General features: G+C 39.3%; 10 protein-coding genes. 7 read left to right on the top strand and 3 right to left on the bottom strand.

The genetic code is table 11. From position 1 onward, the window contains the following. Positions 1–29 precede the first annotated feature (29 nt). A complete protein-coding gene (locus G4Y78_RS08510; protein ID WP_187697956.1) occupies positions 30–512 on the bottom strand; it encodes a YajQ family cyclic di-GMP-binding protein in 483 nt (160 codons plus the stop codon). 295 nt (positions 513–807) lie between these two features. Here G4Y78_RS08510 and G4Y78_RS08505 point away from each other — a divergent pair, with 295 nt between their 5' ends. The 3 genes from G4Y78_RS08505 to G4Y78_RS08495 all read left to right on the top strand — a co-directional run bounded on the left by G4Y78_RS08505 (position 808) and on the right by G4Y78_RS08495 (position 4,947). After that, entirely contained in the window at positions 808–1,809 is a 1,002-nt protein-coding gene (locus tag G4Y78_RS08505; RefSeq protein ID WP_163832614.1) for a response regulator, read from the top strand. A gap of 129 nt (positions 1,810–1,938) precedes the next feature. After that, positions 1,939–2,859, top strand: a complete 921-nt coding sequence (locus tag G4Y78_RS08500) for a ketopantoate reductase family protein (RefSeq protein WP_163832613.1) — start codon at positions 1,939–1,941, stop codon at positions 2,857–2,859. 42 nt (positions 2,860–2,901) lie between these two features. Next, complete coding sequence (locus G4Y78_RS08495) at positions 2,902–4,947, top strand: sensor histidine kinase (protein ID WP_163832612.1); 2,046 nt, start codon at positions 2,902–2,904, stop codon at positions 4,945–4,947. Here G4Y78_RS08495 and G4Y78_RS08490 read toward each other — a convergent pair whose 3' ends face one another. Together G4Y78_RS08490 and G4Y78_RS08485 are read right to left on the bottom strand one after the other, a co-directional pair. Then, positions 4,948–5,844 carry a hypothetical protein gene (locus G4Y78_RS08490; RefSeq protein ID WP_163832611.1) on the bottom strand — a complete coding sequence of 299 codons (897 nt, stop codon included), beginning with the start codon at positions 5,842–5,844 and terminating at the stop codon, positions 4,948–4,950. A 237-nt stretch (positions 5,845–6,081) separates the two neighbouring features. Next, the gene (locus G4Y78_RS08485) at positions 6,082–8,421 is read right to left on the bottom strand and encodes a DUF1631 domain-containing protein (RefSeq protein WP_163832610.1); all 2,340 of its coding nucleotides are present in this window, start codon (positions 8,419–8,421) and stop codon (positions 6,082–6,084) included. 513 nt (positions 8,422–8,934) lie between these two features. On the opposite strand from G4Y78_RS08485, the gene G4Y78_RS08480 reads away from it, so the two are divergent. The 4 genes from G4Y78_RS08480 to G4Y78_RS08465 all read left to right on the top strand — a co-directional run bounded on the left by G4Y78_RS08480 (position 8,935) and on the right by G4Y78_RS08465 (position 14,546). Beyond that, positions 8,935–9,495, top strand: a complete 561-nt coding sequence (locus tag G4Y78_RS08480) for a retropepsin-like aspartic protease family protein (RefSeq protein ID WP_163832609.1) — start codon at positions 8,935–8,937, stop codon at positions 9,493–9,495. A gap of 54 nt (positions 9,496–9,549) precedes the next feature. Beyond that, complete coding sequence (gene nadC, locus G4Y78_RS08475) at positions 9,550–10,398, top strand: carboxylating nicotinate-nucleotide diphosphorylase (protein WP_163832608.1); 849 nt, start codon at positions 9,550–9,552, stop codon at positions 10,396–10,398. A 38-nt stretch (positions 10,399–10,436) separates the two neighbouring features. Further along, positions 10,437–11,459, top strand: coding sequence for a UDP-glucose 4-epimerase GalE (galE, locus tag G4Y78_RS08470; RefSeq protein WP_163832607.1), 1,023 nt, complete (start codon positions 10,437–10,439; stop codon positions 11,457–11,459). A 177-nt stretch (positions 11,460–11,636) separates the two neighbouring features. After that, positions 11,637–14,546, top strand: coding sequence for a fused MFS/spermidine synthase (locus tag G4Y78_RS08465; RefSeq protein WP_329604955.1), 2,910 nt, complete (start codon positions 11,637–11,639; stop codon positions 14,544–14,546). Positions 14,547–14,550: the final 4 nt, after the last annotated feature.

The raw sequence follows: 14,550 nt of genomic DNA, 5'->3' as shown, positions 1-14,550 counted from the left end.
CTAGTTGATATAGACCCGCTGAGTTTATACTAGTCTCTAAAATTATTGTACTGTAGTGGCATATCCAAGTCTGCTTCTTTTAATAAGCCTATAGCCTCTTGCAAGTCATCACGCTTCTTACCTGTAACCCTGACTTTATCCCCCTGTACTGAAGGTTGTACTTTCAGTTTCGCATCTTTAATGAGCTTAACGACTTTCTTAGCAAGTTCTTTATCTAGCCCTTCTTGCACATTGGCTTCCTGTTTGACAAGCTTGCCTGACCCATAAAAGTCGTTCACTTCCAGACACTTAACATCAATACCCCGCTTGATCAGCTTACTTTTTAGCATCTCCAGCATTTGCTGCAACTGAAAGTCAGCTTCTGCTGTCAGTTGGATTTGTTTTTCCGTTAAACTAAAACTTGCCTCTACTCCACGAAAGTCATAACGGCTTTCCAGCTCACGGTTGGCTTGGTCAACCGCATTTGTTAACTCATGACGATCCACTTCAGAAACAATGTCAAAAGAAGGCATAAACTCTCCCAGCACTATAATAAAATTAAAGGAATCTTAGAAACGGCTAGTGTAGTGTCTTTTGATACGACGGGTGAAGAGGGCTAAGCACATTTAAGTAGCGATGCAGCTGTTTTTGTCAAGCCCCTTTAAGCCAGAATTTTGATTAAGTTCTAAATCGTCGCTTCAGACAACACATTACACTAACAACTTGTTGTATATTTGACAGATATTGCCAGCAGTTATTATAACTTAATTTTAGGTTAGTCTGTTTTATACTAGCCACTCACTTAATAAACAATACTACAGGACCATAATGGCGAATCTTAATGTACCAATAATGGTTGTTGATGATGCTAAGTTCAGTAGCGTAATGATTGGCCGCACCTTAAAAGGCGCAGGCTTTCGGGACATCCGATTCGCTAGTAGTGCAAATGAAGCTCTGGTTCAACTACAAAAACGTCCTGCCAGCATTTTAGTGGCTGACTGGCTAATGCCTGAAATGGATGGTTTACAGCTTACACAGCAGGTTCGAGAATTAGACAAACGTTTGCATCACTTCACTTACGTTATTTTATTAACCGCGAAAGAAGGAGTGAAAGCGCTAGCAGAAGCATTTGACCGAGGAGTTGATGATTTTATTAATAAATCGGTAATGAATGATCAGCTTTTACCAAGAATATTTGCAGCTGATCGAACAGCACATATGCAAAATAAGTTGCTGGAAGAAAATAAACTCTTAGTTGATAACCTCCAGCAACTCGAAAAACATAGCCTTACCGATCACTTAACAGGCATTGGCAACTTGCGTTTTTGTCTACAGCACCTAGGGGAAGCTATTCGTCATGTGGAGTCGCGGGACGCTTCTGCTTGCTTACTGATAGTTGCTTTGCAAAATGCCAAGCAAATTGAGCAACAACGGGGATTGGCTATTTATAATGAAGTGGCCAAAGGTGTTGCTCGACGCTTACAGCAGTTAATCAGACCACTGGATATTATTACGCGCACTGGCGATGATCAGTTTTCAATTATTACTACCCATTTGCATGATGAGCAGTACACCCCCAAAAGTTTTCGCCGTATCTACGAAGGGCTTAACCTAAAAGCGTTTAAATCATCAGTTGGCTATATTTCCATTAAAGCGGCAATGAGTATGTGCATACTAACAAACACACCACCACTCCCCACTGCAGAGCAATTGTTAGTGGTTACTCGAAAAATGCTGGCTAAATCGTTTGAAACAGGCTTAATTACTGCTACTCAGTGGAGTCCTGGCATGTTAAAGAAAAAACCACCCCAAAGTGAGCCAACCTCCTAGTCTAAACCGTTCATTAAACAACAAATGTTTTTTATCTAAGGCTATGAATTCATGGCCTTCAACATTTTATCTCCGTTATAATTTGCATTGTTTATTTTTTGTTGTTGCTAACCATATAACGATAAAAAGATGACTCATCCCCTCAATGAACACCCCTGGTATATCCTTGGCGCAGGTGCCATTGGTTGTTTACTGGCTAGTCAGCTGGCTAAAAATAATTGTCCAACCCAGTTGATTGTCAAACAGGCAACGGTTAAAACAGCTACCATCCATTATCAGCAGCTTGATACTCAATTTACTTGTCATATTCCTACTATTGATTGCCGCTCGCTCACCAATAATATTCACAAATTAATTGTTACCACTAAGGCTTACGATGCACTACCTGCAGTTCAAACCATTGCTCACTTATTAGCACCCCATGCGCAGATTATTTTGTTGCAAAATGGTTTAGGTTCCCAACAAGCCATTGCTCAATCCTTACCCCACCTGCAGGTTGCCGTTGGCTCAGTGACTCATGGCTGCTTCTTGACTGCGCCATTTCAGCTGGTGCATGCCGGTATTGGCCAGATTGTCATCGGGGAACTTAGCCCTCAACTAAATAACCGACAACCTTTCAGTCAATTTCATCAGTTAACTGAACTGCCCCTAAATATTCACTGGACAACCAACCCACTCACTACAATTTGGGAAAAAGTAGCCATTAATAGTGCCATTAATGGCCTGACAGCACTTTATCAATGTAAAAATGGTGAATTATGGCGCCAAACTGAAATACGCCAGCAAGTTATCAACCTATGTTTAGAAACGGCGATCTTATTAAAGCAGCTAAAAGTTCCATTATCCGATAAACTGGAAAACTTAGTAAAAAAAGTTATTTTACAAACAGCTAATAATAATTCATCTACATTACAGGACGTAAGGGCAGGGAAAACCACTGAGTTAAGCTACATTAATGGTTATATTATTGAAAAAGCCCAGTCAATGGGAATTAATTTACTCCATCACCAGCAGCTTATTCGCACCTTAAAGGAAAAAGGCTACATTTAATAATAAACCTTCTACGCAAGGTATTTGTTAAATTATCAACATATGACAGCTTCAGTATCAGGATATCTCTCCAGCCTGCCAATTAGCCGCAAGCTATTGCTGCTGCTGCTAAGTGTTATCATCTCTATTGCCTTTGTGGCCAGTATTACACTAGTGTTAACCACTTATTTAATATCAAGAGATTATATTGTTCCCCATAATGTCACGACCACTAGCAAACTGCTGACTAACCCCTTATTAATTTCCCAAATTCAACGTGAGCCGGACTTAGCTCGTCATTTATTACAACATTTAAGTCAATTTGATTATATTGAGTCAATCAGCTTCTACGATGAAAGTGGTAAGTTATTAATCTCATTTCCCGATGAACAACACAAATCAGAAGACAGTATTACCTCTATTACTCTTGAACCTTCTTCTTACATTGAAAAAATTCACCTAGACAGCGGTCAGCAACTTACCTTGGAAATAAAAGCAAATCATTCTTTGCCTGAAATGTTATTCCTGGCTATGAAAGTAGCCATTTTGATCATTATGATTTTTGCTGTATTGATTATGTTGTTTGTGACTGGGGTTATCCGTCAGGTGATTACCAAGCCAGTACTTCACCTGATTAAGCTGGCCCATACCGTATCCATTGAAGAAAATTACTCAGTACGTGCCACCAAGTTTCATAATGATGAGCTGGGTATTTTGGCTACTGCCTTTAATACTATGCTCAACCGTATAGAAGCTCGTGACCAGCTACTACGCAAAGCGCGCGATGAGGCTGAGCAAGCGAGTATGAAAGCACAATCAATGGCCTTGGAAACCCAGCGCACCAATAAAAAACTGGAGCTTGAAGTACAAGTACGTACTCACATTGAACAAAAGCTGACGGCTTTACAGAAATACCTCAATAATATTATTAACTCAATGCCTTCGGCGTTGATCGCCATTAACACCAACAAACAAATTCAACAATGGAATGAAGAAGCTGCTGCATTGTTTAATATAAAAGGAAATCAGGCACTACAGCGACCTATTCAAGAACTGTCGAGTATTTTGGCTGAGCACGAACCTGAAATCGATAAAGCCTTAAGCCACCAAACCGTAGAAACAGTCGAACGGGTTCCCCTAACCCATCATAATGAGGAAAACTATTTTGATCTGGTGATTTACCCTTTGTGTGGTGAAGAGCACCAAGGGGCTGTGATTCGACTGGATAATATAACCCAGCGTATTCAGTTAGAAGACACAATGGTTCAAACTGAAAAAATGCTCTCTGTGGGTGGCCTAGCTGCTGGCATGGCCCATGAAATTAACAATCCTCTAGGTGGTATTATTCAAGGTGTGCAGAATATTTTACGGCGCATATCCCCTACCCTTGCCAAAAATAAAGAAGAAGCAGAAAAATTACAATTGGATATCCAACAATTGTATACCTACATGGAGCAACGGGGCATTATTCGCTTTTTGGGGAACATTAAAGATGCAGGTACCCGAGCCTCCAAGATTGTTCAGAATATGCTGCAGTTCAGCCGACGTAGTTCCAGAACCTTATCTCCTACCGATCTAAGCGAACTCATTAACCGCACCATCGAAATTGCCCACAGTGATTTAGATATTAAACATGGGCTTGAGTTAGAGCAGATTCATATTATTACCAACTTGGATGATACCCTGGTTAGCGTGCCCTGTATTGCTAATGAGCTTGAGCAAGTGCTACTCAACCTAATTAAAAATGCAGCCCAGGCAGTTAATCAACGGGAAGAGACAAAGTGGAATGGCAAAATAATTATCACCAGTAAAAAAACTGCCACTCATGCGGTCATAAAAGTTGAAGATAATGGCATTGGAATGGATAACGCTACGCGCAAACGAATCTTTGAACCATTTTTTACTACCAAAGAGGTAGGCATTGGCACAGGACTAGGATTATCAGTGTCGTACTTTATTATCACCAATAATCATAAAGGGCAGCTTCATGTGAAGTCTGCTGCCGGGATAGGTACAGAGTTTATTATCAGCTTACCTTTAAAGCCCAACCTGATCCCCCCACCAGCAACAAATAAGTCAAAAGCTGTGGAAGCCACCCTACGGGATTAGCTAGGTAAGCAAGGTCACTAATGCAATAGTAGCCCCCCAGATAACCACCGTCCGGTTTAACAAACCTCGCACTGCCATTAGCTCGTCTGCAGCCATTTGCTGCTGCTCAGCTGTATCAGTGGTTTGTTTAAATTCCTCCATATCTAACGGAATAGCTAGTGCTTGTAAGCCGGTACGAACTACAATTTCTCCAGTTGGTTCCGCCCATTGCCGCCAGCTATGCTGGCACTCATGATAAGCTTTGGTGAAGTTTCCAGCCAAAGTAAATGACCAGGCCAATACCCGAGCAGGGAACCACTCAATGATATACTTTAAATCCCAGGCGACATGAGCTGATGCCAACTTAGAGCCATCATGCTGCTGCCGATATACCAGATAAAGCTCATTTAAACGGTAAATAAGAGCCGCGACAGGCCCCAGCACGATAAACCAAAACACAACTGTAAACAGCTGCTCCATTACTTGATAAAACACTAGTTGTCTAATTTGTTGATATTGGTGACTCCATTCATCTCGTAAATCTTTACTTAACTTAGGAAACAGCTCTTGTGCACGAATAAAAACAGTCTCAGCATTGGCAACCTTTAATGAAGCAACATAAAGGTCAAGGCTATTTAAATATCCTTCTCGGCCCAACGAGTAAACGAGCAAAATGACACTAACAAATAACATCGGAAAGCCCAGCCAAGCTTCATCCGCTTCACTGACTAACCAGGCAACAATAGCAGTAGGGATTAATAGTGTAATAATCCAAATCCATTCAGCCCCTAACTTGTGTTGTAATTTAGTTTCAATGAATTCCACCAGCTTGTTGAACCAATTATCATGCTGAATTAATTTACGACTATCAGCCATGAAGAAAATAGCAACACCTACACATAAAGAAATGAATAACATAGTTAATCACCAGGGTTATTGTGATTAGGCTCAAGAATAGAGAGCAGCTAGGTACTAAAAGCAGAGTATATATGATCCAGCCTGAAGATTTCACTGGATATCAAAGATTACAGATATTATGGCTGGTTTACTTTATCGAAAAGGAGTGGTCTACAAAATAGCCGGAATTATACAATAGTATCGAGAAGTATTGTTCAAAATTAACTAACGAGGTCCAACAGGAAAGGTCGGCAGTTATTAGTTTTTCTTCATTTGTCTCAGGTTGCCAATCACTGACTCTAATGCCCGATCAAACAGCAAATTATCATCAAGCAAGTTAACATTACCATGGTCAATATCTAACGCCAGTTCTAATCGGGTTTTCTCCGCCACTTTCATTCCAGTGCGGTTAACAAAAATGTACTTATCAGCCGGCTTGATAAACGCAGCTAGTTTGGCACGGAATTTATTATCCTCATTAAGACCAAACTCAACCCAATTACCTACCTTTAAGCTAGCCACTGTACTTAAGCTTGCTTCACTAACCGCTGGTTCATTATCAGTGGTTGCCTGCTCAGTAATATTATTCTCATCAGTTGCAGCTTTCACCTCTACTTGTTGAGGCTGCGTATCAACTAACTCTGCTTGGTTATTTAATTGAGGCTTTAGTTCAACCTCTGCAGGAGTATGGGGTTCTTCTGGTACAGGTTCTACTACTGGCTGCTCAGTGATTACAACTTCAGCGGAAGTAGGTTTAGCTTCTGGTTTAACCTGTCTTAAACTTTGCACATGTAGGTTTTGTAACTGTTTAAAGAGTTGTCTCTGCTTGTAAGGATCAAATGAAATTTCGATTAAACAATCCCTTAACTGTCGCATTAAGGGTGGAACCATTTGTAATAGTTTCTTTCTATCTTCGATATCTGTATGGGGCTGCACACTCCAAATTAAATCATCCATTGTAGCAATGGCATTTTGCCAGGCTTGAGACTGCTCCCCTTCTTTCAAATAGGCAATAAAAAGTACATTAGTCCAGCCTTCTTGTAACAACTCAATCACTACCTCTGGTAACTGTTGATTTGCCAATCGATTTTGGATTTCTTGCGTAGCCAGCTGCTTAGCCTGATCAGTTTTTGCCTTGCCTTCTTCAGCATCCTTAATTCGCTGTTCAACTAACAATGCTCGACGCTGCTCTTTTTGCACAAAAGCAGTAAAGTCTGACAAGGATTCATCAAACAGCTCTATGTTAACTTCAAAATCGTGCAATAGCTTTTGTACGACCTCTTCTATTTTGTCGAATAGTTTTTGCTGGGCAGCATTATCTTTCTCATCACAGCCCAGTGCAGCAGAAGCCATTTCATTCAACAGACGACGGGCTGGGTGAGAGGCTTTACAAAATAAAGCCTTATCAAGAATAGCAACTTTCAATAATGGAATCTGTAAACGGCTGATAACAGCTTTGTATTGATTGGGTAGGTTACGATCATCCAAAATAAACTCAAACAGCATTGATACCAAGTTAATGACATCCTGGTCGACCTGACCAATAGTTTTATTTTGATCATAACTTTTTAACAGATTTTCCAGTGCTGTTCTTATATCGACCTGTGTGGCTGGCTGACTGGGACCTGGTAACTGCCCAATTGCCGGCTGATGCTGAATTTGAGAGAGCATCCCCATTAAATCCGGCTGACTCACTGCAGGCAGATTACTTCCCGCTCCTTGACCGAATTGTGGCATTGATAATTGAGCAGCTGATAATAAATCTTGAAGGGCTGAAAAGGCTTCCTGTGCTGCTTGAGTCTCCGCTGCTGTTTGCTCCCTACTCACTGCACCTTGATTTAAATTGTCTTGGCTTTCACCTGACTTTCTATAAATGGGTGCTCGGCGGTTTTGTGCAGGAGGACGACTTGTCAACTGAGGCATTACCCCAGCCTCCTTGAGCAGCTGATTAGCCTCACCATAGACTTTATCAACAGCCCCTAATACATATTTCTCAAATAAACGAAAAACAATTAGCTTAACTTTTATATCTATATCTAGCTGTTTAGTTGCTTGAACAAATGCTTTACAAAGCTTTTCAGGGCCAACAGGATTGGCTTTATCATTGATATTTTGAGGTAATAAGCTATCAATTCGTGTAGTTAAGTGCATTAGCTGCATGCCATGATCGCGATTAACCACCTTTGATACCATCGTATCAATGGCAACCGTTTCTTCGAGGTCCTCATTGTTTACTATCGACAGAGCATCAAAAGAGAGTTCATCTAACTCAACATGGCTGGTTTGTTTTGGGGAAGCTACTAGCTCATTAAAGTTTTGCTTATAGGCTTCAAAAAAGGAAGCTTCTAGTGCCTTGCGCTTCAGTCGTACTTCGCGCATGGCTTCAAAGTAAATATTCTGTTCGGTGTTAGAGGCGGCACGATCGGCCATTTCAAACAGAGTATCATCTGCATTTTCAAACAGATTACGAATGCAAGATCGAAGATGATGAAGGCAGTGTTCACAGACTTTGATTAACGGTGCTGAAAGGCGAGTGGCTGGTTTCACGGAATTTGTATTTTTCGATGATAAGCGAACAACCTTCGAATCTTCCTGCATTAGCTATTTCTCCGCATTTGCCCGACTCTACTTACTTTACTGTCATTCAGTCGAGATGACTATCCTGCTTAAATAACAGATAGCTGGAACTATCATACAACTGTATGAGAAATAGTGCCATTAATTTAGTGAAAGCTATCAAGGTTATTATAGTAATTTCAACACAATAAATAGTTATTAAAAGCAGCAATATGAGATTAGTGTCACAGTATTTTACAGCTATCAAAAATACCTTTAGTACCAGTCTTCGTGGGGTACAGATAAGAGGTTACAGGTGGGTGAAGTGGTATAATTCTCCACTAATATAAGAAGAATTATTTCAATTACTTATTTTGCAAACGCATAACTATTCCAAAATTGTCTATTTATAGCCAAAGCGAATAGTTTTTAGCGGCAACAACAAACCCAAAAAGTTACTTGCGAAGCGTATATGCCGTTGGCTCTATTACTCACGGTTTGTTTGCCAATAATGTTAGTATTACTAGTGCTATTAGATATTTAAGTAACGCTAATATGAGTAACCCTCAAGAATCCCAAAACCATCAAGAGGCAGAGGCAGTTTCCACCTCAACCATCGGGCGCAGTATGTTAATTGCGGCCTGGGTTACGGCTCTACTGCTGTTAACTTTTTATTTTGGTAACTGGGAAAAACAACAGCATAACCCTAACCAAATACCTGTTACCCAAATCAATCAAGATGGTAGTCAAGAAGTCAGGTTGACCCGAAACCGTTATGGCCACTACGTAACAAATGGCTTTATAAATGACAGTGAAGTCCAGTTTTTCTTAGATACTGGTGCAACCAATGTGGTTATTCCTGAGACAATTGCCAATAACCTTAACTTACCCAAATTGGCTAGCCATAAAGCAGAAACTGCCAATGGCACAGTAAATGTGTTTGTTACCCGATTAGCTAGTCTTACAATTGGCAACATTCGCTTCTTTGATGTAGAAGCTAGTATCAACCCCCACATGGAAGGTGATGAGATCCTGCTGGGAATGAGTGCATTACGCCAGTTAGACTTCAGCCAACAAGGAAACCAGTTGATCCTTAAGCTCCCCGAGAAAAATTAGATATACTTGGCACCAACCTTGGCAAACCTTAACCCTAGAGTATTGAAGGCAAGAATGATTGACCCAGTCACCCTAAAACAAGCTGTTGAATATAATGTCAAACAAGCACTTACTGAAGATGTTGGTAGTGGAGATATCACAGCACAACTGATTCCAACAACAACCCAAGCCACCGCTTATGTTATCTCCCGTGAAACTGCTGTCATATGTGGCCAAGCATGGGTAAATGAAGTGTTTAAACAAGTAAACCCAAGTTTACTTATTGATTGGTTGGTTGATGAAGGCCAACATGTTACTGCTAATCAAAAGCTATTTAGCATCACCGGTTGTGCTCAAACCATTCTGACCGCAGAGCGCACCGCTCTAAACTTTTTACAAACCCTGTCAGGCACAGCCACCCTTTGCCATGAATATGCTAAGCAAGTTAAGCACACGCAAGTTAAATTATTAGACACTCGCAAAACTATACCAGGCCTGCGCATTGCTCAAAAATATGCAGTAACCCAAGGTGGCTGTTATAACCATCGTATTGGCTTATATGATGCCTATCTAATTAAAGAAAACCATATTAATGCCTGCGGCTCCATTACCAATGCAGTCAGCCAGGCTAAACAACTTAACCCCAATAAACCTGTCGAAGTGGAAGTGGAAAACTTTGCAGAGTTAGAAGAAGCGCTAGCTGCAGGAACTGATATCATCATGCTAGATAACTTCTCTCTTGAGCAACTCACCCAAGCAGTTGAGTTTGTCAAAGGAAGAGCTAAGCTAGAAGCTTCTGGTAGTATCAACAAAGAAACTTTAGTAGAAGTAGCCAGCACTGGTGTTGACTATATTTCTATAGGAGCACTCACCAAAGATTGCCGGGCTATCGATTTATCTATGCGATTTGAAAACACACTCTAATGATTAAGCTTACTAAATAATTTTTATTGGATGTAAATATGCAGAAAATTTTAGTAACAGGTGGAGCAGGCTACATAGGTAGTCATACCTGTGTTGAATTATTAAATAAAGGCTATGAAGTTGTTGTTGTAGATAACTTATCCAATAGCCACCCAGAGTCATTAGAGCGAGTTCAGAAAATATGCAACAAACCACTGATTTTTCATAAAATCGATATTCTTGATACTGAAGCCTTAGAACAAGTATTCAAACAACATCAGTTTTATGCAGTCATCCATTTTGCAGGGCTAAAATCTGTTGGTGAATCTTCTGAAATCCCATTGTTTTACTATGAAAACAATGTGACAGGCACCATAAAACTATGTCAAATGATGCAAGCCCATCAAGTCAAAAACTTAGTATTCAGCTCATCCGCTACCGTATACGGCAACCCAGCCAGCTTACCTATTTCTGAAGACTTCCCATTATCAGCCACCAACCCCTATGGCCGCTCTAAATTAATGGTTGAAGATATTTTAAGAGACCATCATCAAGCTGATAATCGCTGGAATATCGCCCTGCTCCGCTATTTTAATCCAGTAGGCGCTCATGAATCCGGTTTAATTGGTGAAGATCCCAATGGCATCCCCAATAACCTAATGCCATATATCTCACAAGTCGCTATTGGAAAGCGCAAACAGCTCAACGTATTTGGTAATGACTACAATACCCCCGACGGCACTGGCGTAAGAGACTACATTCATGTAGTAGACCTGGCTAAAGGCCATGTTAAAGCCATCGAAAAAATGGCTGATAAGCCAGGCTGCCAAGCCTATAACCTGGGAGTAGGCAACGGATACAGTGTATTAGAAATGGTAGAAGCCTTCGCCAAAATTAGCGGTAAACCCATCCCCTACAAAATTACCGATCGCCGCCCCGGCGACATAGACGCTTGTTACGCCAACCCAACATTCGCCAAGCACGAACTTAAATGGGAAGCCACAAAAACACTTGAAGACATGATCAACGACACATGGCGCTGGCAAAAGAAGAACCCGGAGGGGTACTCAAGCAAAAAGTGATATTAAGTTGTAGTAGGACACTACGCTTAAACTAACAATTATTTACCAAAAAATGACAATAAAAGCTTCATAAAAATAATATAAGAGAAGCCCTTCAAGGAACCAAAAGAAACCTAACACTTCTCTTATATCTCCTCTATGGTTAAAGGTGCCGTCTAATAAAAAGCTGAGACCGGGATGAGCACCTTAGCAATCAATCAACGTATTATTTTTAGTGAAACCACAAATAGAAATACACTAATATTTGTTTTTTTTCTATCCGGTTTTGCAGGCCTGATCTATGAATCCATCTGGACTCAGTATTTAAAGCTATTTTTAGGTCATGCAGCTTATGCACAAACTTTAGTTTTAATTATTTTTATGGGAGGCATGGCACTTGGTGCTTGGCTAACCAGTAAATACCTACATAAATTCAAAAACTTATTTTTAGCATATGCAATTATTGAAGCAATTGTCGGTATTTTTGCATTAGTATTTCATAATATTTATGTAGCCAGCACTGATTTTGCTTACAATACTGTCATGCCTTTCTTAGGAAGCAGTGGACCAATTGAAGCCTTCAAATGGAGCTTAGCCACTCTATTAATCCTTCCTCAAACTATTTTATTAGGCAGCACATTCCCTTTAATGAGTGCTGGTTTTATCCACTACTTTCCAGAAAAGAAAGGCCATTCTCTATCTATCTTATACTTTTCCAATAGTTTTGGTGCAGCTATTGGTGTTTTAGTTGCCGGGTTTTATTTAGTCCGCACTGTTGGCCTACCCGGTACATTGTTAACAGCAGGGCTGATTAATTTTGCTGTAGCACTTGTCTCCTGGATAACCAGCAAACAATTTGCAGATGAAAATATTCAACTTACCCATCTAGCCAAACAAGAAATAGTTACTCATAAAACACTTAAAATTTTACTTATCGTCGCAGCCGTCACTGGCGCCGCTTCTTTTATGTATGAAGTCGCCTGGATTCGGATGCTAAGTATGGTGTTAGGCAGTTCAGTTCACTCATTTGAACTAATGTTGAGTGCTTTTATATTGGGATTAGCCATCGGTGGTTTTTGGATTAGAAATAAAATCAGCAAAATAGCCAATCCAATTCAATGGCTAGGCTATATCCAAATAATCATGGGAATATTAGCCGCCCTAACAATCACTTTCTATAACTACACTTTCGATTTTATGGCCTTTACCATGCAGGCCTTACAACGTACCGAGCCCGGTTACATTTATTTTAACCTAATCAGTCATTTTATTTGCTTAGTAATGATGCTACCTGCCACTATCTGTGCAGGAATGACTCTTCCACTGATTACCTATATTTTACTAGATAAAGGCTATAACGAACGTGCAATTGGTTGGGTATATGCGACCAATACTGTTGGCTCTATAGTAGGCGTAACTCTAGCAGTACAACTTATTATGCCTTTATTAGGTCTAAAAAACCTAATCATCTCTGGTAGTATACTCGATATTTTTATAGGACTAGTATTATTAAGCTTATTAACTAAAACAGCTATTTATAAAAAAGCATTGATTATTATTTTACCACTTTCACTTTCAGCACTCAATTTTGATCAATTAAAAATGGCTTCTGGTGTATTTAGGACAGGAAAACTATATCAGCAAGAAAAGTCGAACGTAGTTTTTCACAGAGATGGTAAAACAGCCACTATATCTGTCATTGAACAAATTAATGAGCACATTGAAAAGAAAGTTATAACAACCAATGGAAAGCCAGACGCAGCTATAGATGGCCAGACAAAACAAGCGTCTACTGATGAGTACACAATGATCCTTGCTGCAGCCATTCCTATGGCATTAGTTAAAAACCCAAAAAAAGTGGCTGTTATTGGTATGGGGTCAGGTTTAACATCTCATGTTTTCTTATCTAATAGCTCCATTGAAAAAGTTGAGACGATTGAAATTGAGCCTACCATGATCGAAGGCGCTAAAGAGTTTTATGAAAGGAACCATTTAGTCTATGACGATCCACGAAGTAAAATATATATTGATGATGCAAAAACATTCTTTACTACAAGACAAAAAAAATATGACATCATCATGTCAGAACCATCAAACCCATGGGTCAGCGGTGTTGCAAGCTTATTTACAGAAGAATATTACCAGCTTATCACTGAGTTTCTATCTAAAAAAGGTATTTTTGCTCAGTGGCTACAAGCTTATGAAATTAATTCAGAGCTAACTTATAGCATTCTATCTGCTATCGACAAAACCTTTAAAGACTATACTATTTACTCAACCAACCTAGGAGATATTTTAATTATTGCTCATCACAATTCAATGGCCCACCAATATTATACAGACATCTATAGTGAGGTTAATGTAGCTAAAGAGTTAAGCCGAATTAACCATACTTCACTTGAGGACATAAAAATCCACTTAGTATCTAATAAAAAGATAATGCACAGTATTATTCAGACAAACAAGATAAAACCAAACTCTGATTTCTTTCCAATTATTCAAGAGTCTGCTGACAAGCACAGATTTTTAGGATACTCGTCAATACCATTAATAAGATCAACCTTGAGCCATATTTTCCAGGATGTGTTAAACAACAAAATTAATATCAAAAAAATAAACAAAAAAAGTAAGTTTTTTATAACCATAGAAGCAAAGAAAGTTGAAGACCTATTAACATCACACCCCCTAGAACCACTCAATATAATTAATAAAACAAAAGCCTGTAATAATCAAGAAGTAAATTCAGTGTGGAATACCCAAGTATTGACAGCTTTCAATAAAATATCATGGGCACCCAACGAAAATATACAAGAAATAAACAACAACACTTTCAAACTACCATGCCCCAGAAAAAAAACTGACAACATAAACAATTATATTGAAAGCATAATTTTAAAAAAACACCATAAAACAATAAAAGAAGTAGAACGGTTTACAAAATTAAATAAAAAAATTTCACTACCAATGCGAATCTCTTATTTAAATGCACTAATTAGAACAAAACAATACCAAGGTGCTTTAATTGAGATTGATGCAATAAAGGCCAAAAGCACAAATAACATCCAGATAGACTACTTAGACTCCTTATTAAAATTAAGTAATCTATAGTGAA

Origin of the sequence: Spartinivicinus ruber (genome assembly GCF_011009015.1) — a bacterium.
In the GTDB taxonomy this organism is placed as follows: domain Bacteria; phylum Pseudomonadota; class Gammaproteobacteria; order Pseudomonadales; family Zooshikellaceae; genus Spartinivicinus; species Spartinivicinus ruber.
Note: the sequence above shows the minus strand (reverse complement) of the source record. Positions and strands in the feature narration are given on the sequence as shown.

Excerpts from the sequence above, each read along its gene's own strand:
- galE (WP_163832607.1), top strand. The coding sequence starts at position 10,437 with ATGCAGAAAATTTTAGTAACAGGTGGAGCAGGCTACATAGGTAGTCAT.
- G4Y78_RS08505 (WP_163832614.1), top strand. The coding sequence starts at position 808 with ATGGCGAATCTTAATGTACCAATAATGGTTGTTGATGATGCTAAGTTC.
- G4Y78_RS08500 (WP_163832613.1), top strand. The coding sequence starts at position 1,939 with ATGACTCATCCCCTCAATGAACACCCCTGGTATATCCTTGGCGCAGGT.
- G4Y78_RS08490 (WP_163832611.1), bottom strand. The coding sequence starts at position 5,844 with ATGTTATTCATTTCTTTATGTGTAGGTGTTGCTATTTTCTTCATGGCT.
- G4Y78_RS08465 (WP_329604955.1), top strand. The coding sequence starts at position 11,637 with ATGAGCACCTTAGCAATCAATCAACGTATTATTTTTAGTGAAACCACA.
- G4Y78_RS08495 (WP_163832612.1), top strand. The coding sequence starts at position 2,902 with ATGACAGCTTCAGTATCAGGATATCTCTCCAGCCTGCCAATTAGCCGC.
- G4Y78_RS08485 (WP_163832610.1), bottom strand. The coding sequence starts at position 8,421 with ATGCAGGAAGATTCGAAGGTTGTTCGCTTATCATCGAAAAATACAAAT.
- G4Y78_RS08480 (WP_163832609.1), top strand. The coding sequence starts at position 8,935 with ATGAGTAACCCTCAAGAATCCCAAAACCATCAAGAGGCAGAGGCAGTT.
- nadC (WP_163832608.1), top strand. The coding sequence starts at position 9,550 with ATGATTGACCCAGTCACCCTAAAACAAGCTGTTGAATATAATGTCAAA.
- G4Y78_RS08510 (WP_187697956.1), bottom strand. The coding sequence starts at position 512 with ATGCCTTCTTTTGACATTGTTTCTGAAGTGGATCGTCATGAGTTAACA.